Origin of the sequence: Bacillus sp. 5mfcol3.1 (assembly GCF_900114335.1) — a bacterium.
Classification (GTDB): domain Bacteria; phylum Bacillota; class Bacilli; order Bacillales; family Bacillaceae_G; genus Bacillus_A; species Bacillus_A thuringiensis_S.
This window is the reverse complement of sequence record NZ_FOST01000008.1, coordinates 63,173-86,460: the sequence shown is the minus strand read 5'-3', so window position 1 is coordinate 86,460 and position 23,288 is coordinate 63,173. Positions and strand designations below refer to the sequence as shown.

The following is a 23,288-nucleotide window of genomic DNA, read 5'->3' as shown; positions in this document are numbered from 1 at the left end:
TATTTTATTTCATTCGTCAAATACTTTTTTAAAGAAAACAAAAAACATTATCCGTTTTACGGATAATGTTTTCCTACAAAATAGCGCCAATTCAAGCTTTTATTCTATCGCATAGAAAAAGTTGAAACATTTTTCCAGCGCCAATATAAGGCAGTAAAGAAACGTCCTCTTCCACAACTATTCCAACAACATTCACTTTCTCATCTACAGGTAAATCATGTGTAGTAACTTGCATCTCCCCTGCATATCTACCGTACAATTCATTATCAATTGTAATACTGCCCTTCTTTCTTACAATTGTATGCATCGGCTGTAACACCACTCTATTTCCTTCCCTTGATTCTACAGATCGAATAACATCACGAGCCGGATCTAGTCTATTTGTATGCACTTGCTCCACCACTTTTAATACTTCTTTATCAGTTATAAATGATTTGTAACGCAATGGAATAATCCCTCTACTCGCACTAGCTACTTCTTGCATGCTTTCCAAACCTGCGCTTATATCCCCAATCAACACTTTATCGACGCCACAATCTTGAACCAGTTCTAAATACGCTTCAAGCGGGCGCATATTGCGGTGTTTCTCTAACGTCGGTAAACCTTCATATAACGGACCACGTTTTTCCGCATCTCCTGAAATAAATGCCATCGTTTTTATTCCGCACTCCTGTAAATATTGATTTTGCTTTTGTAAGAAGGACCTTGCTAGTCCTGTCTCTGGACGTGGGTAAAAATTATGCCACGCTTCTACATTCTCTACTCGTATATGTTCTGTAAGTAACTCTTTCCAAAATGACTTTGTAATCGTACTCGCATTTAAAGCTACTTTCATCTTATGAGATACGCTTGCAATTTCTTTTGGCGCAATGCCGTAATCCATTCTTAAACCGGTAATGCCCCAGTCCAATAGCTCTTCCACATTTTCATATGTTAGCCCTAAATGGTGTAACGATTTTGGAGAAACATCAACCATTAACTCCATTTCATGTGCAAGAGCTTGTTTCCCTAATATTTGAATTAACTCTTTATACGTATTTGGATCATCTTCTGGAATGTGCAGTGATGTAAAAATAGATGTAAACCCATTTTCCTTCGCTATTTTTAGCCACTCTTCTTGTTTCTCTACTCGTTCTTTTGAAAGATAAATGGAAACTCCGATCATATAAATCTCCCTTTCTATTAATAGAAAAAGAGAAAGGAATCCCTTTCTCTATATGTTTTCTGCCATTTCTTCTTTAAATCCGAAGAAGTACGTAAAGATAAATCCGAAAGCATATGCAATTACTAAACCTAAGAAATAGAGTAAATATTTATTTTCAGCAATTAACGGAATTAAAGATAGCCCTGATACGCCAATTCCAAGAGAAGCTGTTTGCATAACTGCTTGGAATGCACCACCGACAGCCGCTCCTAAACAAGCAGTAATAAACGGTTTCCCAAGTGGTAATGTCACCCCGTATAATAACGGCTCACCAATTCCTAAAAAGCCAACTGGCAATCCACCTTTAATTACGTTACGAAGTCGTTTGTTTTTTGTTTTCACATAAATCGCAATCGCTGCGCCCACTTGGCCAGCACCAGCCATTGCAAGCACTGGTAATAAAGGTGTTACGTGTGTTTGATTAATAAATTCCATATGAATTGGTGTTAAACCGTGGTGTAATCCGACCATAACAAGTGGTAAAAATGTTCCAGCTAGCACTGCCCCAGCAAATGCCCCACCAACATTTAAAATTGCGTTAATACCGCTCGTAATACCATCAGATAAGAATCCTGCTGCTGGCTGAATCGCTAACATCGTAACTATACTTACAGCTAATACAGTAATAAGCGGTGTTACAATAATATCAACTGCATTTGGCACTGCTTTTCGTACTTGTCTTTCCACTACAACCATAAGCCATGCTGCAAAAATAACTGCAAACAATCCGCCCCGTCCGGGCACTAATGCTTCACCAAACAATTTTACGTTTGCCATCGCCGGGTTGAAAATTAAAATACCAGCAATTGCCCCAAGAACCGGTGTCCCGCCAAATTCTTTCGCTGTATTCCAGCCGACTAAAATTCCTAAGAATGTAAAGATACCGCCGCCAATGAGTAGTAACATTTGTAACCACGTTGCATTTGGATCAGCACCAGCATTTTTCGCAAAGTTAGCAACCCCGTTTATAATTCCTGACGCAACAAGCCCCGGAATTAATGGGATGAAAATACTTCCTATTTTTCGTAAAAAGTTTTTCACCGGTGTATTATTTTTCTTCTTAATCTCTGATTTCATCTCTTGCCCAATATCTTCAAGGTGATGATCTGCTACCTCACCAATTCGTAGTCCTGTCAAACCTTCCATTTCAGCTGCTACTTTATTTACTGTTCCTGGACCAACGACAACTTGAAGCGTCTCATCTTCTATAACACCCATAACGCCTTCAACTTTTTTCAAAAGGTCCATATTTACTTTACTTTCATCATGAAGCGTTAAACGTAGTCTCGTCATACAATGAGCAATACTACGAATATTTTTTATTCCTCCAAGTTGCTCCGAAATTTCCTTGGCCATTCTCTCTTCTTTCTTCATAATAGAATCCCCCTCCCTATTATTTTATAGTGCTTTCTTCACAAACCCTTTTGCGCATTTTAGTTTCTCCAGTGCTTCCCCATATTCGCACTGCAACAACACCATAACAATGGCAGCTTTTACGTTACGTTCTGCCTTTTCATAATACTCTGTCGCTACTTCATAACTAGCGCCTGTTGCTTCCACAATAATTCGTTTTGACCGTTCTACTAACTTTTCATTTGTGGATTGAACATCTACCATTAAGTTTTTATATACTTTTCCTACACCAATCATCGAAGCTGTTGAAATCATATTCAACACTAATTTTTGTGCTGTACCAGCTTTTAAACGCGTTGATCCTGTTAATATTTCTGCACCTGTCTCTACTTCTACATTTAACTTTGCATATTTACTTATTTCAGCATTTTTATTACAAGAAATACTCGCTGTACTCGCTCCTACGCTCTGTGCGTATTTCAAGCCGCCAATTACGTAAGGAGTTCTGCCACTTGCAGCAATTCCAATCACTGTATCTTTCTCATTTAATCCAATACTTTTTAAATCTTCTTCTGCTAACTCTTCGCGATCTTCGGCACCTTCCACCGCTTTAGTAAACGCTTTCAACCCACCTGCTATAAATCCTTGCACCATTTTATCATCCGTGCCAAATGTCGGCGGACATTCCACTGCATCTAGAATACCTAAACGACCACTCGTACCAGCACCAATGTAAATTAAACGTCCCTCTTCTTCAAAAGATTTAATAACAGTCTGTACAACCTTTTCAATTTGTTCTATCTCTTTTTCAACTGCTAACGCAACAGTTCGATCTTCTTCATTCATACTTTGCAACACTTCTTTTATACTCATTTCATCCAGATTCATTGTTTTCTCATTACGATGTTCTGTCGATAAATTTTCTAACATATTGCCACCCTCTTTGAAATTATATTTCACACTTTTATTATAACTTTAAGAAACTAAAAATCAATAACCCTTTCTTATTTTATGAAATAAAATTTCACAACATGACATATTTGTGTCAAAGATAATAAAAAAGATGAGTCTCCTCATCTTTTCTTCTACTTTAACTTCCGTAACCGCAACGCTTCTTCTCGCGTCTCCATAAATTGATCCAATACTTTATTACCAATTCGGTTGAAAGTAATCACATATAAAGCATCAATCATATTCAGTTGCGTCATTCTCGACGCAATACTTGCAATACGATGATCTTGTTCTACATCTGGCATACAAAGACGAATGTCCGCTTCTTTATATAAGGGGGATGATTGATCTAGCTTCGTAATTCCAATAACAGTTGCACCTTGTCTCTTTGCATACTGCGCCATTTCAAGCACATCTCTCGTTCGACCAGATGTTGAAATCGCAACAAATATATCGCCTTCTTTTAAATTCGTCACAAGCGGCAACATCATATGAAAATCAGATAGCATCATCGCTGTAAATCCAAGCCGTGTAAATTTATAAGCCCCGTCCATTGCTGGCGTAGCTGATCCGCCTACTCCGTAAAAGATAATTTTATCCGCATTTACAATACGATCTGCAGCTTTTTCAAGTTCCTTCTTATCTATCGCAGTAACGCTCGCCTCAATTGCAGCTTTATTCACATAAGTGACTTTATTAAACAAATCGTACGGGCCATCTTCCGTATTCATCACTGAAAAATCGTTAATATTATAATCAGCAATCGTTAATTCACGAACGAGTGCTATCTTAAATGCTTTAAAACTTCCGATCCCAATCGATTTACAAAAGCGAACAACACTTGCTTCACTTGCTCCTGCATTCGTTGACACTTCTTTCGTCGTTAAGTTCGGAACAATCTCTGCATTCTCCATTATGTACATGGCAACCTTCTTTTCAGCTGGTGAAAATTGATCCATATTACTTTCAATTTTAAATAGTAACGTTGAAGCTTTCACTATTTAACCTCCACTTCTTACGGTTGCGTTCACTTATTTTCTCTTGCTTCAAGAAGGTAAAAACCATCATCGCCAGGAGGATGAAACACATTTACAATGCGGTTCCCTTTTTGATAAACAGTTCTTTCTCCTTCTGTCCACTTCTCTTTCCAACCGTTCATCCAAATCGCAACATCAGGTAAAAAAGCAGTATATTTCAGCTTCTGACCGTACTCACCATCTGCTTCTTCCGAAAAAATAGAAACCGGAAAATCTTTCACTTTTGATTCTTTCCATGCAGTAAATGGTATACATACTGCAATAAGTACGATTACACCGATAACCTTCTCCTTCGTAATCTTCACACTTCCCTCTCCTTGTCATATCACATACATAGATTTTACCATAATTACAAACCCTTCATGCTATATGATCATTGCTTTTGGGAATAAAAAAAGAGCTTACCTACATCAGATAAGCCCTTCCTCTCTATACAAAATATTTCTTCAAAAGTGGCGGTGTAATAATCGTCGTCAATATAACAACAATAACAATCGCTGTGAAATTTTCTTTCGCTAATAAATTCGCCGTAAGTCCATTTGCTGCGATGATAAGCGCTACTTCACCACGTGATACCATCCCCGCACCAATACTAATAGAAGATTGGAGATTAAAACCTGTCAATCTCGCTCCTAAACCTGATCCAATTAACTTTGTGAAAATTGCAATGAGGGTCATAATAATAATGAACCAAAGCTGGCTTCCAATGCCTTGAAATGTAATTTCCATTCCGATACTTACGAAGAATACTGGAACAAATATTGCATAAGCAATCGGTTCAATTTTATGTTCCACTTCATGCTTATACTCTGTTTGAGAAATAGCAATTCCTGCTGCAAATGCTCCAATAATACCTGCAATTCCCATCATTTCACTGTAATAAGAAAAAGAAAAGCAAATAATAAGAGCCGCGCTAATTAACGCTTCTGTTACACGAAGCGGGACAAGCATTTTCATAATCCAAGGAACGACTTTCCAAGCAATAAAAACAATACTTACAAAGAAAATAATTTTCTTTGCAATGACAAGTGTTATATTCACATCTTGTGTTCCTAAAAAACTCATTACAAATGCCAATAAAATAACGACAATGACATCATCAAATACGGCAGCACCTAAAATTGTTGTACTTTCTCTCGTATTCATTTTTCCTAGATCACGTAGCGTCTGCACCGTAATACTAACCGATGTTGCGCAAAGTAATAACCCTAAAAAAATGGCATGGGACTGTATTAATCCAAACAGTAACCCTGTTACATAACCACCGATGAAAGGAAAAATAATTCCACCAGCGGCTACTGCAAATGACGATTTCAAATTCCGATTTAACTCTTCTAAATCTGTTTCAAGTCCCGCCATAAACATAAGTAGCAAAACACCAATCTCACTCAGTTCATCAATCAGTTCAGAACTATTAATAATACCGAGTACAGCCGGACCGATAATAATACCAACAATTAACTTACCAAGTACAGAAGGCTGACCAAGTCTCACACTAATGTCACCAGCTAATTTCGTACAAAGTAAAATGACGACAAGTTCAAAATAAAATAACATAGCATCTGCTCCTACTTTAACTTTAATCAGTGGGTCGTTAACCCCCGTCCATTTCTGCAAGTAGTTTCCCCTATTGATCCGCATTTTATTTGTCATATTTTTATTTGACAAAATATTCTGAATTATATTAAGATTAATCCAGCAATTTTAAAAAACTACATACCATAACTGCACCTCCACTTACTTACTCTTTTTTAATGGGCTCATACTATAGTCGCAGTTATGGAAATGAAAAAACGGGGGGAGAGTCCAAAGTGAAGTCATTATTACGAAAAAAAGCGCTTAGTACTGAATCACCAAAGCAGCTAGATAGAACATTAACTGCACTCGATTTAACGTTTTTAGGGATCGGCGCCGTAATTGGGACAGGGATCTTTGTATTAACAGGTATTGTTGCAGCAAAACATTCTGGTCCTGGTATTATGCTATCATTCCTTATCGCTGCATTTACTTGTGCTTGTGTAGCCTTTTGTTATGCTGAATTTGCTTCTTCTATTCCTGTCTCAGGAAGTGTGTATACTTACGCATATATGACAGTCGGAGAAGTCGTCGCCTTCATCGTCGGATGGTGTTTAATGCTCGAATATTTACTTGCAGTCGCGGCAGTAGCTGTCGGTTGGTCTGGTTATTTGCAATCATTACTACAAGGATTCAATATACACCTGCCCGCCATAATCGCCTCGGCCCCCGGCGTAGGAAAAGGTGGTCTCATCGATTTACCAGCTGTCTGCATTTTACTTCTTATTACTGGCCTTTTAAGTTTTGGTATACGTGAAAGTGCACGCATTAATAATATTATGGTTCTTATTAAACTAGCTGTTATCATTGCCTTTATCGTAGCAGGTGCAAAATATGTAAAACCTGAAAATTGGACACCGTTCATCCCATTCGGATACGACGGTATTATTACTGGGGCTGCCACTGTGTTCTTCGCCTTTTTAGGTTTTGATGCAATCGCAACCGCTGCAGAAGAAACGAAAAAACCGCAGCGTGACTTACCAATTGGTATTATCGGTTCTCTTCTTATTTGTACTGTTTTATATATGATTGTATCTTTCGTTTTAACAGGTATGGTTCCTTATACGCAATTAGACGTCTCTGATCCAGTTGCATTTGCATTGCATTTCGTTGGTGAGGATACAATTGCAGGACTACTCGCTGTCGGAGCGATGACTGGAATGACAACCGTTCTCTTAGTCGTTATGTATGGACAAGTTCGCGTTTCGTATGCAATGAGCCGTGACGGTCTACTTCCAAAAGCGTTAGCACGTGTAAATAAAAGAGTAAAAATCCCTTTATTAAATACGTGGATTACTGGCGTTGTTGCCGCTTTATTAGCAGGACTTTTAGATTTACATTTGCTAGCGAATTTAGTAAACATCGGCACGTTAACAGCCTTTACATTCGTTTGCTGCGCAGTACTTATTTTACGAAAAACACATCCTGATTTAAAACGTGGATTCCGTACACCTTTCGTACCTGTATTACCAGTTGTCGCGATTCTTTGCTGCTTATATTTAATGATCAATTTGTCTAAAACAACATGGATTAGCTTTGCTGTTTGGCTTATAGTCGGCTTATGCTTCTATTTCTTCTACTCTAGGAAACATAGTCATTTAGCTACCGAAAAAACGAATGATGAAAAGAAAAAAGCATAACAAAATAGCTCGCCGTTTTAGCGGCGAGCTATTTTTCTGTACTATTATATTTTTTCGTTAACGACTGTAAAATGAAAAATATGCCGATGCAAGCTGTAAACCATGCCCAATTTCCTATTGGCGTTGCGTATTTAATAATTCCAATACCTACAAGTAATAGGAAAATAATCACCTGATATATGAGCTTCCACTTTTGCATATATTCCCTCCTTTACTTCGTTCCCTTCTTTTTATTCTTCCAGGCATTCAAACTATCAAAGAAAAAGTTAATAAATAACGTTCCTAGTCCTGCTAATAAGAAAGTCATTAAAAATAAAACCCAAATACTTTTCTCTTTTAAGAAATAATATCCTACAAGGAGCACAACCGCAATCCATACATATTCAAGAATTCTTTTTAGCTTTTTCTGTTCCAAATTATTCGCTCCTTCATTCTATACTACTTTTAGTATAACAAAAAAGAAGCCTATCATGATAAGCTTCTTTTCTTCTCTCTTATTTGTTTATGCTTTTTTCAACAAGTGAAATCGTATACTCTAATGTACGATTCATCGTTTCTACCTGTGCATCTTTTACTTTTACATCTTTCACTACAGCTTCGGCCACTGTAATTTTTTGAATCAGTGCTTTCATTGAACCGTCCGTTACATTTGCATCTTGCGCTTTTTTCACTACTACTTTTGCAGATTCAATATTGATTTGTAATTTTTCTTTCGGTGTTTTCGGTTGTTCTACTACTTTAGATTGTACAAATGTTACATTAGCTGTTTTTAATTCGTTATATGTTTGAATAATTTGTTCCCCAGTACTTCCTACATTTTCAAATGCTTGCTTTGCAATGTTATAGCTTTTCTCTAGTTCTTGAAATGCTTCCTTTGAATATTGACCTGGCTTATCACCAAACTCATACGTACCAGCTAACACTTCTTTCACTTTTCCAAGCTCTTCATATAACGCGTTCACTTGCTCTAACTTCGTACGGTTAGAGAACTCATTGTACGCCGCTAATACTTCTGAAGAACTTAACGCTTTACTATATAATTTCGCAAGCGCGATTTGTCCATTTAACGGAATACCACCATTTCCGTTACTATCAGGATCCGCTCCAAATGCAAATGGTACGTTTGGATGATACACTTTCCCAGTAGCTGGCTGACTATTTACTTTTTTACCATCTACGTAAATTGCCACTTCACTTCCGTTATACGTTCCTGTTAAATGATACGTTTTGTTCGCTTCTAATTGAACTCCAACACGTTTATAGCTGCCACCAATGTGAGCCCATAATTCAACATATCCACTTCCTGTAGACTCAAATCCAATTCCGCCGCTCTCTGTATTTTGCAAAATACCTTGGCCACGGATTTGATTCATTGAAAATACCGTTTCTAGCGTAAATGTATTTGCTACTTTCTCTTTTTGTGCTGCTGAAAATGGAAGGTATCCAAATGTATTAGATTGTCCGTTTAACTTCATCACATTCTTTTTCAATGCTTTATCATATTCAATAGTCACATTGCCTTTCACATCACCTTTTGTACCAAATGGTGAATTGTCTTTAAATGTACCATCTGCAAAGTTTACATCGAAAACATCAGCTTTTGGTACTTTCACATTCGGGTCAATATTATCTTTTTTCGTAGTAATTTCCGCAGTTAACGGCTGTGCGGTTTCATTGCCAAATGAATCAATTGCAACGACTTCAAGTGTATATGTTTTCCCGCCATCTAATCCTGCAAGTGTAAATGTAAGGTCTTTTGGCACTGGATCACGATAAAACTCTGAGAATGCTAACAATTTATTCTTTATTTCTCCCGTTTGCTTATCTCTAGCTTGTACACGATAAGAATGAACAAGAAGGTTGTCCAATGCTTGTGGGAATGTTACTGTTGCCGCATTTTCTGTTACATTTGATACAGCAAGCTTTGCATCCTTAGCAAAGTAAGGCTTTTCTTTATCACGATCTTCTACATGTGTAAATGTTTCTTTCTTTGCTGGTAATTTAATTTTCCAAGGCTCGCCTGTCCAAGAATTCGTATGGAAATCACGACGATTAATCGTTACTTCTTTATCATCTACTTCTACTAATAAACCTTGGCTTAACGTACTAGCTCCTGGCGGGATATTCCCTTGTACTTTACCACCTTCAACTTCCATATAACTTACTGAAGATGTACCAACTGATGTAAAGTCTTTTTGATGTATCGATCTCGGATCATCTAATGGATAATGTGAATGACCTGAAAACGTAATAACTTGTGGGTATTCTTTTAATACCGCATTAATTTTTGCGCTATCTTGTGTTCCCCATTCATGACTACCGTATACTGTCTCTTTAATGTGTTGATGTAAAAATACAAAAATCGGTTTTTCTGGATCATCTTTTTGCGCTTTCGCCATTTCTTCTTTTAACCAATTAATTTGCTTGTCTGAATAATATCCATGAGTTGTTCCATTCTCTGGAGACATAACAAGGAAGTGATAACCTTTTACCACTTTATGATAATAAATTGATTCCATACCTGTTTTTTCTAAGAAACGCTTCTGCGCACCTTCTACAGATAAACCGTTCCAATAATCATGGTTACCAAGAGAATTCATTCGCACAGCATCTTTATTTGCATTTTCATTGTACACTTGCATGAAACGATCATATTGCTGCACCGATCCTGTATCTGTGAAATCACCTACAATAACAAATGCATCTTGCTTCGGTGCTAATGTATTAAACTGTTCGATCGCTCTTTTCCAGCGAAACGTATCATCTGTTCCACTATTTTTAATATGCACATCACTTACAACTGGAAAAACTATCTTCTTCTCACTTGATGCCTTTTCTTGCTTTTTCTCTTCCGCCTTGACTGATGTACTCCACGGAAATGATACGAACGCTAATACAAAAACCATTAATAATCCAATAAGGCCTTTTACTTTTCTTAAAGCATTTCTGTCCACGTGAATCCTCCTCATAATAATTGATTCATTACAAGGGCTATTTTATCTAATACATGTTAATGTCGTTTAAATAACAAATGAACTTTATTAGATTTTTGTAAATATACAGTTAATTAGAAATTAAGTCCAACATTCCTCCTACTATTGTATACAACCACCTTTTGTCTAAAAGAGTCTGATCATTCTTTTCCTATGACTATTCACATATAATCTTTTCTATAACGCTAATGATAAGTTAAGGTTTAAGCCTATTAGACAATCTTAATTTTTAATATTTCCTTCTTTTTTAACACATCGGCCATGCTTTTACATTTAATAGTAGTAAAAGACAACTTAAAAGGAGGGGTTGTATTGAAGAATAAAAAAAATATCGGCTGTTTCGCTCCTTTATCTATTATTTGTCCAGACCCTTGTCCACCGCCCCCTCCTCCAAATCCAAATTGCGAGCGAGTAACAAATGAATTTGCAGGGAATTTCCTCATAACTAATAACACCATCCCCTCTGCCAAAGATGCGTCACAATCAATGATACTATGGCAAAGTGATGGGATACTACTTATATCAGGTACTGTCTCGGTTTACAATAGTACTAGCAGCACCAAAGCAATTACAATTCAAATCGTTGGAACAGTAACCAATATTTTCACTGTTTTTCCTGGTAATACAATATCGTACACAGGAAAAGACCTACATTCTGTCAATATTATCAATATAACAAGTAATCCTTCACTATATTTAGAAGGCAAGTACTGTTGCGAATTTACATGTTGCTTATAGAATACCAATTTCATTACTTTCTAAAAAAAGCATACCATTTACGGTATGCTTTTTTATGAAATTGGATAACGTACTGTAATACAAAACTCGCCTTGATTAACAGTCGTTCCTGTCGTAGTAATTCGGACAGTAGTAAAATATCGGACAGTGAAAGTACCACTGCTTTGTGGTTGTACAGTAATTGTATCAACTACTGTTGCACCTACTAAAAAATCAACTGTAATCGGGTTGGCTCCTACATCATATTTCACGTAACCTGAACCATATACTTCTTGCGTGATATTATTTGTATATACAATTTGAGTACCAGCACCTGTAATAGACCAGTCTGTACATACTTGGTCTTGCACAAGTGTTTTATTAGAACAACAAGACAAACTGGAACTTCTCATTCCCATTTCGATCCTCTCCTATTCTGCTATGAAAGTGGATAACGTGTTGTAATACAAAATTCTCCCTGATACGTTCCAGCAGGTGTTGCAGGTAACACAACTTGTATACTATCAAAGCGGCGATACGTAAAAGCAATACTCGTTCCTGGGTTTAATGTTTGTGTATCAATTGTCCCCCCAGCAGAATCAAGTACCTCTACAGTAATTGGGCCTGGTCCAACATCATATTTAACAAAACCAGTACCAATTACGTTTTGGTTAATATTATTTGTATAGAGAACATTATCAATTGCTGTTGCAACTACAGTAGCAGACCACGGACTACACACTTTATCTTGCACATAATTTTTATCTGGACAACAAGTTAATGCTGACCCTGAGCACTCACAAGACATAGTTGTTTCCCCTCTCTCTTTTATATTCCCTATATGTGTATGTCCCTCAGAGTCTTTTGCCTGTACTATTCATCTATTTTCAAAAAATATTCAAATGACTAGATAGATTCCGTTTTGTTTCTTTTCTTCATATATTTATAGACAAAGATACTAGCAACGATAAGAATAACGCCCCCTAATATCGGTAGCATATATTGCCCAACAACATCTGCTGCTTTTTCCCAATGCGGACCTAATTTCATTCCAAAATAAACATACAAAGTCGTTAACGGGAACATTGCTACAAATGTATATATGCTGAATTTCCATATGTTCATTTTCGCCATACCGCATGGAACAGAAATAAGCGTTCTAACTCCTGGTACAAAGCGTCCAACAAATGCTACAACTGGTCCATATTTCTCAAAGAAATCATCTGCTTTTTGAATTTGTTCTTCTTTAATAAAGAAGTATTTTCCGTATTTTATTAATAGCGGACGACCACCGTAATAACCGAGTGCGTATAACGTTAACGGTCCTGTCGTTCCGCCAAGCGTTCCGGCTAGTACAGCAAGCCAAAAATTCATATCACCCTCGTATACCCAATACCCAACCATAGGCAAAACTACTTCTGCCGGAATAAATTCAAACGTTAATGCTAACACAACTCCAAAATAAGAAAACTGCTTTAAAAATTCGATTATATCTAAAATAATTTGCTCCATATTTTTAACTCCTATCCTACATTTACGTTATGCTTTTCTTGTAATTGAACTGGCGCCATTTTTACAATTCGGTTCAAAATAAATAACACAATTCCAATATCATCTAAAATACCGATAAACGGCAGGAAGTCTGGAATTAAATCGAGCGGCATCGTAACATAACCAACTAAAAACGCAATAGATAAAATTTTCTTCTTTATTGAAACCTCTTTTGAAGTGAAAAAGTCAAATAGGAATGGAACAAATCGGCGAACATGAAATACAACTCTTAATCTACTAATAAGTTTTTTCATTTTTATATCTCCTCTCTTTGTATACGAAAAGGACCCTACCAAATATGGTAAGGGTCCTCAAAAAGACAGAAAGGGGCCTTTACCATTGCTGGTAAAGGTCTCACTAACAACGAAACGTTGCCAATAAAGCCGAGGGTTTCTCCCTGTAATGACGACTTTACTGTAATAAGTTACTCCCCTTTATACACAATTTTATACACTCACATTAAAATATTTCAGAGGGCTTGTCAATATATTTTATATCCCAATCCCTTTCGTAAAAAACAAAAAACGTATAGGAAATTTCTTACTATCTCATAATATACATAATCATTTTTGAACGAAAGGAGATGTTTCATTTGCATACTGTATGGAAAGGTGCACTTTCACTTGGACTATTAAATATAGGAATCAAACTATATAGTGCCGTAGAAGAAAACGACATAAAATTTTTAAGTCTTCATAAAGAATGCTTAACACCTATTAAATATAAAAAATTTGCTCCTGATTGTACGGATGAAGAAATTGATGATAAAGATATTGTAAAAGCCTATGAATACGCACCTCATAAATATATTATTATGGATGAAAAAGAATTAACTGAATTACAACAAGCTCATGAACCACGATCCATTCGTATTATATCTTTTGTCCAAAATAACGAAATTGATTCTGTTCTCTATGATCGCTCTTATTTTATAGGACCTACCCTAGGACATGAAAAATCATATTTATTATTAAAAGAAGCTCTTGAACGTACGAATAAACTTGGTCTTATCCATATTTCCATTAGAAAAAAACAACATTTAGCTATTATCCGTAACTTTGAAGATGGGCTTATATTACAAACTATTCACTACCCTAATGAAATTCGCGATATAACAAATACACCTAACTTACCAAGTAATGAAAATTATCCGATTCAAAAACAAGAACTCACAGCAGCAATCAATTTAATCCACCATCTTACAAATCCTTTCGAACAAGAGTTATATACAGATGAATATAAAGAAGCTCTTACCGAATTAATCGAAAATAAAATTGAACAACAGGAAAAAACCGAAACCATCTCTCCTGCTCCAAACATCATCAATATTATGGAGACATTACAGGCAAGTATTGAACAAGCAAAAATAAAAAGAGACAATAAAACAGAAAAAGAGGCCAAATAAAATTGACCTCTTTTTTCTTTAAAGCGGATTACATTTTGGCATCTCAAGTCCAGAAGATTGTGCTAATTTTAATAAGTAATAACATTCTTCTCTTGCCATATGATCCGCCATTCTAGCAGATAATGCACTTAATATTTCATTCGATAACTCCATCTCTTCAACCTCATGGAGAAAATGCGAAAATAATTTTAACTCAAGTGAAACATCTTTTGTAAACTTCTTTAATGCAGGAAAATGATGAAGCTCTGTCCGTAAATAACCTGTCATCTCAACTGCCTTTAAGTAAAATTGTTCAAAGTGCTTCGTAAATTCTTCACTTTTCTCTTTCAATCTTTTTTCAACAAGATCTAATCCACCAGAAATAGAGCCTGCATGACCAGCCGCATCCGTTAACCAAACGAGATGGTAATGTAATTCATGAAAAACAGGCGGAACTTCTCCTTTCTTTAAAAATTCTAACACCGTTATATATTCTTCTACTTCGTTTACCATATGATTGATGAAAGTTGGCGTAAAATGAATAGTGATTTTTCCCTCGAGTTGTTTCTGTATAATACTTAATTTAAACGTTCGTATTTCCTTTGCGGCTCGTTCTGCCTCTTTTGAAAATGCAATGAGATTCACATTATGAACTTTATTTAAAAGATTCGTAAATGTTTCAAGAAAATATGTGGCCTTCTTTATATCTTCTTTTTCCTTCGGAGCTAATGCATCAAGTAAAAATTGCGAATGATCAGTAAGCACCCTTAGCCAAAATTGATGCTCAAACAACGCACTTTCTTCATAATTCCTCTCCACTAAATCACCTCCGTTTATTCACCCTTCTCTATCACTTGAAGTTTATATCCATCTGGGTCTTGTACTACAATACTCTTCTCACTTTTGTTTTCTGTATATGCAATTTTATAAAACACTAACCTCTTCTTTAAATTCTCTATGTTAGAAATTGAAAACATTAGAACATCAACCGCATCCGTAACACTCTTCTCACGCCCACCCAAACTACGATTCATTACAAAACTAATTCTCGTTGAATCAGTATCATACCAAACCCCTGTTACATCTAATTGGGGTCTTTCTAAACTAGGCTTGATTCCTAAAATCCCTTCATAAAAATACAGAGTTTCCTTTAAGTTCTTTACTTCTAACACGATTAAATTCTTTACATTCTCCACATTCATTCCCCCTGTACTTATTACTTTTTTATATGTGTCATAAATGCTCATTATGTCTGAATACAATACGTAGTAATGAACATGTAAGGAGGTTTATTCATGAATAAATATATGAGATCATTCGTGCCCTATCATAGTCCTCTCGATCCTTGTCCTCCTATCGGAAAAAAATATTATTCTACTCCTCCTAATTTATTTTTAGGCTTTCAACCGCCAAACTTGCCTCAATTCACACCAAAAGAAGCACTACAAAAAGGGACTTTATGGCCTGTTTTTTATGACTATTATGAAAATCCTTATAAAAAAGGGCGGTGACTACTGACGTGAATCAATCGCTACCAGAAGAATACTATCAGCTTTTACTGGAGCTTCAAGAATTAGACTTTGTACTAGTTGAACTCACTCTTTATTTAGATACACATCCAGATGACACCGCCGCGATTAATCAATTTAATGACTTTTCCTATAAGCGGAGAGTATTAAAACAAAAGATGGAAGAAAAATACGGACCACTCCAACAGTTTGGAAACAGCTATTCTAATGCCCCTTGGGAATGGAGTAAAGGTCCTTGGCCATGGCAAATATAAAGGAGAGAAACTATGTGGATTTATGAAAAGAAATTACAATACCCAGTTAAAGTGGGAACTTGTAATCCCGCACTTGCAAAATTATTAATCGAGCAATACGGTGGTGCAGATGGAGAATTAGCTGCTGCACTACGTTACTTAAATCAACGTTATACAATTCCTGATAAAGTCATTGGCCTACTTACTGATATTGGTACAGAAGAATTTGCTCACCTTGAAATGATTGCTACGATGGTTTATAAGCTGACGAAAGATGCGACCCCTGAACAAATGAAAGCTGCTGGTCTTGACCCTCATTACGCTGATCATGACAGTGCTCTTCATTACCATAACGCTGCTGGTGTTCCATTTACTGCAACCTATATACAGGCTAAAGGTGATCCAATTGCCGATCTATACGAGGATATTGCAGCTGAAGAAAAAGCACGCGCAACATATCAATGGCTCATTAACTTATCAGATGATCCAGATATAAATGACAGCCTACGCTTCTTACGTGAACGAGAAATTGTCCATTCACAACGTTTCCGAGAAGCAGTTGAAATTTTAAAAGAAGAACGCGATAAAAAAATATTTTTTTAAAACACGTATCCTAGCGATATGTGTTTTTTTATGTTAAAAGTTAAATCCTTCCTATTAAACATATAAATAGTATATTTATTCGATTTAATGCATTATTTTTTAATATTTTCAAAATTCCCTATTGCTTTCTAGTCATCAGACCTTTAAAATAATAACAGTTACTCGACAAATTATTTGAATTTTCGACAAAAACACTCATTAGGAGGATTTTCTTTATATGCATACAACTTTAAAACCAGCGCAAATACTTTCGATTAGTTTATTACTATTCGCAGTTTTCTTCGGTGCTGGTAATATGATTTTCCCGCCCCTTCTTGGTCTTTCTTCCGGAGAAAATATGTGGGTTTCCATTACAGGGTTTATTATTACAGACGTCGGTTTATCTTTACTTGCTATCGTTGCTGTTGCCCTTGCTGGTGGTAGTTTTAACACTTTAGCGAGCCGTGTTCATCCAAAATTCGCAGCAGTATTCGCTATCATTATTTATCTTTCAATCGGCCCACTATTTGTTATTCCACGAACTGGATCTGTATCTTATGAAATCGGGATTGCACCACTTTTCCCAGATCAATGGTATTCTATGTTAGTTTTTAGTGCGATTTTCTTCACAGTCGTTTACTTCTTATCATTAAATCCATCCAAGCTAGTAGATCATATCGGTAAAATATTAACGCCAATTTTACTTGTAATTATTGCAATTATGGCAACAAAAGCGATTCTTTCACCAGGAACGTTTGCAGAGCCTATCGGTGACTATAAAGACATCCCGTTTTTCAAAGGATTTCTTGAAGGATTTTTAACATTAGATGCAATTGGCGCTCTCGTACTATCAACAATTGTTGTAAATGCAATTCGTCAAAACGGTATACAAGAGAAGAAATCTATCGCAAAATATACAATCATTTGCGGAAGCATTGCTGCTCTATTCTTAACAATTGTTTACTTCTTACTCGGTTATATCGGAGCTTCAAACGGGAACTTAGGGCAATTCGAAAACGGTGGTCAACTATTAGCTATTGTTATGTATCAATTCTTTGGGACAAGCGGTAATATTTTATTAAGTATCGCCATTATCTTCGCTTGTTTAACGACGGCAATTGGTGTTGTAAGTGCATTTGCAAATTACTTCACAACAGTGCTAACAAATGTTTCATACAAAAAGCTTGTGCTATACGTTTGTATCTTTAGTTTCGTTATTTCAAACTTAGGATTAAGCTTATTAATTAAAATCACACTACCTGTATTAATTATTTTGTACCCAATTACGATCATTTTAGTTTTCGTATCATTTATCGATAAATATACGAAACGTAAACCTTCTGTCTACATTGGAGCGATGATCGCAGCATTTATTATTAGCTGTATTCATGCACTTGATAATGTGGAAATGATACCAGGTTTTATCGCTAATATTGTACACACGATTCCTTTTTATAACTTAGGAATTGGCTGGATCATTCCAGCAATAATCGGTGGTATAATTGGATACTTTATTCCGCAAACAGAAGCGGAAGGCGAAGTCTCTACAAAATAAAGAAAAGAAGCAAGCATGAAATCCATGCTTGCTTCTTTTTATCTTCTATTATTAAATACAGTATTTGTGTAAGAACGAACAGTTAACATATAATAACCAAAGTAGATTATGATATACACTCCTATACTACCTAGTAAGGGAAGACTATATTCAAACATTCCTGTAAAACCCATCAAACTTAAAAATGCAAAGAACGTATGAACAATCGCAAGAAATAGTGGTACTAAGAATATTGCACCTACTTGCTTTCTTACAGATTCCCTTGCTTCCTTTTTCGTTAGTCCGATTTTCTTTAACATTCCGTACGCCGGTCGCTCTGCCATCGCTTCTGTTATTTGTTTAAAGTATAAAATACAGCCTGTTGCAAGAATAAAGACAATCCCTAAAAATATACTAGCAAATAATAACACTGCACCATCTTGCAATTCAGATTGGCTCGCCTCTTCAAATGATTGGAATTTCACTTCTTTAGGAATGATTGTCCCTAGCTCTTTCGTTAGCGCTCTATTACCGTTTCCTTCAACGATAAATCCACTAACTGTTGAAACATCCTTTCCTTGCTGCAACTTATTAAATAACGAATCTCGAACAACAAGCCCCACTGGTGCAAGTTTCGCACTCATAATTGTTTCCTCTCGATGATTAACGATTGTAATATCGTCCTTCATCCCTTCAAAGAACACATTGTTTCCTTCAAGCGAATTCTTTTCGATGTTATATGATTTATACGGATCTAATAAAACAACTTCCTTTTCAGAACCGAGAATAACTTGTTTATTGCCTAATATAGAAGCTGATTTATTATAATCTGTCACTTTTATCATTTGCACATTACCATTACCTATTAAATACCCTGTTAATATTTGTTCTCCATCTATCTTCCCTTGCATAGACAGCATAGCTACAGACGTTTCATTTTTAATTGCTAATTCATGTTTTTGAATTTCTTCTCTAACCTTCTTATCTAGTTCCTTTCCAGTTGTTACATACTCATAACTAACTGGATTCATTAAGGTCGCTGTCTTCTGCGCCCCATAATACATACTGGAACTCACCCCAATGGTGCATAATGTTACCGCACTTAATAAAGATAATAACGCAAGCATCTTTACGTTTCCTTTTATTCTGAAGAACAATGAAGAAATCGATAAAATGTTCGTTCCATTCCAATATTTCGTTTTATCTCCCTTGATTGTATGGAGTGATTTCACTGTATATTGCTCAAATAGTAAAAACGTACCTTTTACAATACAGCCAAAAATAAGTAGACCTGTAATAAAAATTGCTCCAAATCCAAAAACTTGTGTAAGTAACGCAATGATATAACCTGTAATTAATAAAACAATCGCTCGTTTTGCCTTCTTACTTGAATACGTAGGTGCCTCTTCTTTTTGATTTTCACCATATAGTAATTCAACTAAACGATGCTCATAAATTAACTTTTTACTTTTCCATGATGCAATAAAGAAAATTGCGCCTATCGTTATAAGAACTTCTACTATAGATACAAATGAAATCGTAAATGTAAAAGTAAACGCACTTCCCATTAACTTCACGAGAAGCCCCGCGCACATATTCGCTATAAATAAACCAGCAAGAATACCTAATACACTTGCCGCACCACCAACTAATAATGTTTCATAAAAAAGTAACTTCGCGATTTCCTCTTTACGGATACCTAGTAAACTATATAGCGCAATTTCTTTTTTCTTCTTTCGCAAAAAGAAGCTATTACAATAAAAAATAAATACCGTTAAAAAGATAATTAACAATATTTGTGCAAACGTAAATGTCGTTTCCACCTTATCCGATTCTTTTAAAAGAGCTACTACACTTTCATTTCGTTTAATCGATACGAATGTAAAATAAATAATAATGCTACCTACTAATGAAATAAAGTATAGAAAATAATCTTTTATATTTCGTTTTATACTACGTTTTGATACTTCTAAAAAATCCATCGTATACCTTCACCCGCTCTCGTATTTCTCTATACATAAAGTGTATACGAAATTGTATTTCTCCCCTATCGATTTTCATTACATCTCTCTTACGATATTGTAATATAATAAAATAAAAAGAACCTAGTTTCCTAGGTTCTTTACATCGTATGCTTAAAAGTAAATAACTCTTCTTTCGACTGCACAGCAGATTGTTCCTCTTCTACAACGTCCTTCTTCATCTCTCCCCCTAACCTTACTTTCATCATCGCCTCTTCTATACTTTTTACAATCATATTTCCTGAAAAAATAGTAAGCCCGAAAAATGTAATTGGGACGAGAGGGATCCATGGATTCACTGTTAATGATCTAAAATAGACTCCAATTAAACCTGACCATTCATGTGTGTAAGAGTCTATTTCTTCTATCGGTCCTAAAAACTGAACTGTTCCGCCAAAGAATATTTCCAGTAATCCTAAGTGCAGTAAAATAGTAAGAGTTTGCGTAAACTGCTGAAAAAATACAAGTATAAACGTCATATAGAGATGCGGGAAAATATGCTTTATAACAATATGCCTTCTCGATCCACCTAATATGCGCGCGGCATCAACAAATTCTTCCGTTCGCAATTTACGAACTTCCTTCGCCACATACAGTGCAATAACTGGCATTACAAGCAGTACAAGTAATACCACTTGAAACGAAGCCCTTTCAAAAAAGGTTGTTGTCTCCTCTCCGCTTCCAAATGTATTTGCAGATTGAAGAAAAAAATACGCAATCATAACTGTCGGAATAACTGTAAAACTATCAAAGAAAGCCTCAATTTTTGAAAATCCTCTTTTTATATACGTTCCGAGTACGACACCGAAAAACACACCTATTACCATTCTAAGTGCCGCAATTAAAATAGATATACCAATCGTCCACTTCGCGCCCTCAATGACTAAATGTAACAGGTCATACCCTTTCCGGTCTGTCCCGAGTAAAAATTGTAATGAAGGTGGAAACGGTGGCACTTGTGGATTTTCATCCGCATCATATTGCAATGTAACTTGTCTAATATGTCCATCATTCCATAACGTATTTCCGATGCTCAAAAGAACTAATAGGAGAAGAAACCCAATGCTTATCCAAAATCTTTTATCACGTTTTATATACGTCCACATATTATAATCTCTCCTTCATCGCAGCCGGAATGAGATAATGAAACAATTTAAATAAAATAAAAATCGGAATATATATAAGAAGCACACTAACGATGAAAACCTCAACTCTAATACCGAAATACGATTTCAAAAACATAAAAATACCACCCGTATTAAAAATCCATTCTATAATATATAAATTAGATAACATAAAAAAGATATTCGTTTTCGCAAAGAATAATGTACTAAGCAACACATTTCGTAAAATATGACGATTTAAAATATGAAAGCGCCCCAGCCCTTTCGCCTTAGCAAATAGTACATAATCTTTTTCTAGTTCATTTTCAAAACGAAGCACGACCATTTTTACAAACATAATCGTAGTCGGGATGCTCAAACACAATATTGGCAACCCCCTAATCGACTCGCCTCCAATTGAAGCAATTTGAAAAGGTAAAAAACCTGTTTGTTTAAAAAACCATACAACTAAAATTTGTGATACTAAAATAAGAAGGATATCTGGAATGGATTCTAGGAAGATAAGAAATGATTTAATTCGATGTTGTATACGCGGTGAACTACTCATAATTACATAAACAATACAAAATGCTACAAATAATGAAATGAAAAAAGCAGCTAAAAATATAATAATTGTTTCTTTATAATGGACAAACAACTGTGGAAATAAAAATTTATCTCCCACATATTTAAAATTGGAGATGTCCATTAAATTCACAAACACTTCTTGTAAACTCTTTATGTACTGTGATGCATGCAGCTCAAATCCATAAAATAGTTTCGGCAATGTCCCTAAACAAATAATACCCAAAATCGAAATAAGAAATTGAAACGTCACTTCCATCCCATTCAGAAAAAATTTTTTGACCACGTTTTCCCTTCTCTCTTTATATAATTTACTCTCTAATATTATTCTTAATTTTCTGAATTGTAAATATTCACACAAAAAAATCACTAGGTTATGATTCTAGTGATTCTTTATGCGTATGCCCTTCTCTTTTCGCAAACGGCATATACAAAATAAAACATCCAATAAGCGCTGCGAGTTCTAATGAAATAATATAGTAAGGATGTGGTCCTAACATATCAAGTAATGAAGCTGTTTCTGGCTTATGGGCTAAAAACATATAATTACCACCTGTTTTGTAATTTACAAACGAAACAATTGGAATCAATATGTTTAAAAATATCATTGTGCGTTTAATAGATTGTACTGTCGGACGATATCCTTCCACCCAAGTCATAAAGATTGGTGCCCAAATGAGCAATATATGCGCGATAAAATATTCAATGAAACGAAAATGTGGAAAATCATACTGCAAGTTTGGCGTTAAAATAGCTTGTGATGCACCAATAATTCCCGTGAAAAATACAATCTCATATATGCGGTAACTTTTCGTTACGATCATAATCGAAGCTAATAATAAACTAATCGTACATAATTCAAACGGTAATGAAGTAGCTAGCTCAAAAATCCCCGCTTTCCACTCCCACATATGAAGCCCAATTTCACTACCTATAAATAAAAATACAATTGCATATCGAACCGTTATATTCCACTCACTTTGACGTAATACATCTTGGTATTGATACAGAAAAAATATCCCCACCAACATAATAAATAATATAAGGGCATGTTGCCTTGAGTATGGAATAAATGGTTTTAATGGGTGTGCGCTAAAATAAGCTTCCATCTTCCTTCCTCCTTTCCTCCATACAATATTATTGTAAGAAAGAAACGACGAGTCAATTCATTTGCTTACACTAGGACAACCTCTACCTTACATTTACATATTCATACCTTACAAAACTGTAAGGTTATTGTAAGCTAAAACGATTTGTCAGATTCTTCACCTCTTCTATACTTAATGTAGATACTAA

27 protein-coding genes are annotated in these 23,288 nt (G+C 35.5%); 7 read left to right on the top strand and 20 right to left on the bottom strand.

All coding sequences use genetic code 11. The features are described from left to right. Nucleotides 1–91: 91 nt before the first annotated feature. The 6 genes from BM089_RS26315 to BM089_RS26290 all read right to left on the bottom strand — a co-directional run bounded on the left by BM089_RS26315 (nucleotide 92) and on the right by BM089_RS26290 (nucleotide 6,186). Entirely contained in the window at nucleotides 92–1,165 is a 1,074-nt protein-coding gene (locus tag BM089_RS26315; protein WP_090978487.1) for a DUF871 domain-containing protein, read from the bottom strand. A 48-nt stretch (nucleotides 1,166–1,213) separates the two neighbouring features. Continuing rightward, complete coding sequence (locus BM089_RS26310) at nucleotides 1,214–2,578, bottom strand: PTS transporter subunit EIIC (RefSeq protein WP_090978485.1); 1,365 nt, start codon at nucleotides 2,576–2,578, stop codon at nucleotides 1,214–1,216. Between the two features lie 24 nt (nucleotides 2,579–2,602). After that, entirely contained in the window at nucleotides 2,603–3,487 is an 885-nt protein-coding gene (gene murQ, locus BM089_RS26305; RefSeq protein ID WP_000892347.1) for an N-acetylmuramic acid 6-phosphate etherase, read from the bottom strand. A 155-nt stretch (nucleotides 3,488–3,642) separates the two neighbouring features. After that, entirely contained in the window at nucleotides 3,643–4,506 is an 864-nt protein-coding gene (locus BM089_RS26300; RefSeq protein ID WP_000648167.1) for a MurR/RpiR family transcriptional regulator, read from the bottom strand. A 29-nt stretch (nucleotides 4,507–4,535) separates the two neighbouring features. Beyond that, nucleotides 4,536–4,850 carry a hypothetical protein gene (locus BM089_RS26295; protein ID WP_000704960.1) on the bottom strand — a complete coding sequence of 105 codons (315 nt, stop codon included), beginning with the start codon at nucleotides 4,848–4,850 and terminating at the stop codon, nucleotides 4,536–4,538. A 124-nt stretch (nucleotides 4,851–4,974) separates the two neighbouring features. Beyond that, nucleotides 4,975–6,186, bottom strand: coding sequence for a cation:proton antiporter (locus tag BM089_RS26290; RefSeq protein ID WP_120460771.1), 1,212 nt, complete (start codon nucleotides 6,184–6,186; stop codon nucleotides 4,975–4,977). Between the two features lie 113 nt (nucleotides 6,187–6,299). On the opposite strand from BM089_RS26290, the gene BM089_RS26285 reads away from it, so the two are divergent. Continuing rightward, complete coding sequence (locus BM089_RS26285) at nucleotides 6,300–7,760, top strand: branched-chain amino acid transporter BcaP (RefSeq protein ID WP_153592908.1); 1,461 nt, start codon at nucleotides 6,300–6,302, stop codon at nucleotides 7,758–7,760. A gap of 28 nt (nucleotides 7,761–7,788) precedes the next feature. Here BM089_RS26285 and BM089_RS31220 read toward each other — a convergent pair whose 3' ends face one another. From BM089_RS31220 to BM089_RS31595, 4 genes are all read right to left on the bottom strand, one after another. Continuing rightward, nucleotides 7,789–7,959, bottom strand: coding sequence for a hypothetical protein (locus tag BM089_RS31220; protein ID WP_001174835.1), 171 nt, complete (start codon nucleotides 7,957–7,959; stop codon nucleotides 7,789–7,791). Nucleotides 7,960–7,971: 12 nt separating this feature from the next. Then, entirely contained in the window at nucleotides 7,972–8,175 is a 204-nt protein-coding gene (locus tag BM089_RS26275; protein ID WP_000435797.1) for a hypothetical protein, read from the bottom strand. 79 nt (nucleotides 8,176–8,254) lie between these two features. After that, nucleotides 8,255–10,714 carry a LamG-like jellyroll fold domain-containing protein gene (locus BM089_RS26270; protein WP_139213336.1) on the bottom strand — a complete coding sequence of 820 codons (2,460 nt, stop codon included), beginning with the start codon at nucleotides 10,712–10,714 and terminating at the stop codon, nucleotides 8,255–8,257. Between the two features lie 251 nt (nucleotides 10,715–10,965). Next, complete coding sequence (locus tag BM089_RS31595; protein WP_327898490.1) at nucleotides 10,966–11,223, bottom strand: hypothetical protein; 258 nt, start codon at nucleotides 11,221–11,223, stop codon at nucleotides 10,966–10,968. Between BM089_RS31595 and BM089_RS26265 the strand changes: the two genes are divergently transcribed. Further along, the gene (locus tag BM089_RS26265; protein WP_255295330.1) at nucleotides 11,108–11,491 is read left to right on the top strand and encodes an S-Ena type endospore appendage; all 384 of its coding nucleotides are present in this window, start codon (nucleotides 11,108–11,110) and stop codon (nucleotides 11,489–11,491) included. The two genes, BM089_RS31595 and BM089_RS26265, sit on opposite strands and share 116 nt — an antisense overlap. A 53-nt stretch (nucleotides 11,492–11,544) precedes the next feature. Here BM089_RS26265 and BM089_RS26260 read toward each other — a convergent pair whose 3' ends face one another. The 4 genes from BM089_RS26260 to BM089_RS26245 all read right to left on the bottom strand — a co-directional run bounded on the left by BM089_RS26260 (nucleotide 11,545) and on the right by BM089_RS26245 (nucleotide 13,275). After that, nucleotides 11,545–11,889 carry a DUF3992 domain-containing protein gene (locus BM089_RS26260; protein WP_000525819.1) on the bottom strand — a complete coding sequence of 115 codons (345 nt, stop codon included), beginning with the start codon at nucleotides 11,887–11,889 and terminating at the stop codon, nucleotides 11,545–11,547. A gap of 20 nt (nucleotides 11,890–11,909) precedes the next feature. Then, entirely contained in the window at nucleotides 11,910–12,278 is a 369-nt protein-coding gene (locus BM089_RS26255) for a DUF3992 domain-containing protein (protein WP_001277537.1), read from the bottom strand. A gap of 98 nt (nucleotides 12,279–12,376) precedes the next feature. Next, nucleotides 12,377–12,982: a DedA family protein gene (locus tag BM089_RS26250; protein WP_000435017.1), complete on the bottom strand. Its 606-nt coding sequence runs from the start codon at nucleotides 12,980–12,982 to the stop codon at nucleotides 12,377–12,379. 11 nt (nucleotides 12,983–12,993) lie between these two features. Continuing rightward, a complete protein-coding gene (locus BM089_RS26245) occupies nucleotides 12,994–13,275 on the bottom strand; it encodes a YkvA family protein (protein ID WP_000733846.1) in 282 nt (93 codons plus the stop codon). Between the two features lie 338 nt (nucleotides 13,276–13,613). Between BM089_RS26245 and BM089_RS26240 the strand changes: the two genes are divergently transcribed. Then, complete coding sequence (locus tag BM089_RS26240; protein WP_000557742.1) at nucleotides 13,614–14,426, top strand: non-homologous end joining protein Ku; 813 nt, start codon at nucleotides 13,614–13,616, stop codon at nucleotides 14,424–14,426. 18 nt (nucleotides 14,427–14,444) lie between these two features. On the opposite strand, the gene BM089_RS26235 is transcribed toward BM089_RS26240, so the two are convergent. Continuing rightward, a complete protein-coding gene (locus tag BM089_RS26235; RefSeq protein WP_000440991.1) occupies nucleotides 14,445–15,224 on the bottom strand; it encodes a DUF2935 domain-containing protein in 780 nt (259 codons plus the stop codon). A gap of 14 nt (nucleotides 15,225–15,238) precedes the next feature. Continuing rightward, a complete protein-coding gene (locus BM089_RS26230; RefSeq protein ID WP_139213335.1) occupies nucleotides 15,239–15,652 on the bottom strand; it encodes a VOC family protein in 414 nt (137 codons plus the stop codon). Between the two features lie 48 nt (nucleotides 15,653–15,700). Between BM089_RS26230 and BM089_RS26225 the strand changes: the two genes are divergently transcribed. The 4 genes from BM089_RS26225 to brnQ all read left to right on the top strand — a co-directional run bounded on the left by BM089_RS26225 (nucleotide 15,701) and on the right by brnQ (nucleotide 18,304). Beyond that, on the top strand, nucleotides 15,701–15,916 hold the full coding sequence (locus tag BM089_RS26225) for a spore coat associated protein CotJA (RefSeq protein ID WP_001046257.1): 216 nt from the start codon (nucleotides 15,701–15,703) through the stop codon (nucleotides 15,914–15,916). 8 nt (nucleotides 15,917–15,924) lie between these two features. Next, complete coding sequence (locus BM089_RS26220) at nucleotides 15,925–16,188, top strand: spore coat protein CotJB (RefSeq protein ID WP_001076510.1); 264 nt, start codon at nucleotides 15,925–15,927, stop codon at nucleotides 16,186–16,188. A gap of 12 nt (nucleotides 16,189–16,200) precedes the next feature. Next, the gene (gene cotJC / locus BM089_RS26215; protein WP_000265273.1) at nucleotides 16,201–16,770 is read left to right on the top strand and encodes a spore coat protein CotJC; all 570 of its coding nucleotides are present in this window, start codon (nucleotides 16,201–16,203) and stop codon (nucleotides 16,768–16,770) included. Between the two features lie 217 nt (nucleotides 16,771–16,987). Then, the gene (gene brnQ, locus BM089_RS26210) at nucleotides 16,988–18,304 is read left to right on the top strand and encodes a branched-chain amino acid transport system II carrier protein BrnQ2 (protein WP_090978479.1); all 1,317 of its coding nucleotides are present in this window, start codon (nucleotides 16,988–16,990) and stop codon (nucleotides 18,302–18,304) included. 38 nt (nucleotides 18,305–18,342) lie between these two features. Here brnQ and BM089_RS26205 read toward each other — a convergent pair whose 3' ends face one another. From BM089_RS26205 to BM089_RS26190, 4 genes are all read right to left on the bottom strand, one after another. Next, complete coding sequence (locus BM089_RS26205) at nucleotides 18,343–20,265, bottom strand: ABC transporter permease (protein WP_090978477.1); 1,923 nt, start codon at nucleotides 20,263–20,265, stop codon at nucleotides 18,343–18,345. A gap of 140 nt (nucleotides 20,266–20,405) precedes the next feature. Beyond that, entirely contained in the window at nucleotides 20,406–21,410 is a 1,005-nt protein-coding gene (locus BM089_RS26200) for an ABC transporter permease (RefSeq protein WP_016082746.1), read from the bottom strand. A 1-nt stretch (nucleotide 21,411) separates the two neighbouring features. Beyond that, complete coding sequence (locus BM089_RS26195; RefSeq protein ID WP_064532591.1) at nucleotides 21,412–22,278, bottom strand: ABC transporter permease subunit; 867 nt, start codon at nucleotides 22,276–22,278, stop codon at nucleotides 21,412–21,414. 88 nt (nucleotides 22,279–22,366) lie between these two features. After that, on the bottom strand, nucleotides 22,367–23,101 hold the full coding sequence (locus BM089_RS26190) for a YwaF family protein (RefSeq protein ID WP_090978475.1): 735 nt from the start codon (nucleotides 23,099–23,101) through the stop codon (nucleotides 22,367–22,369). Nucleotides 23,102–23,288 lie beyond the last annotated feature (187 nt).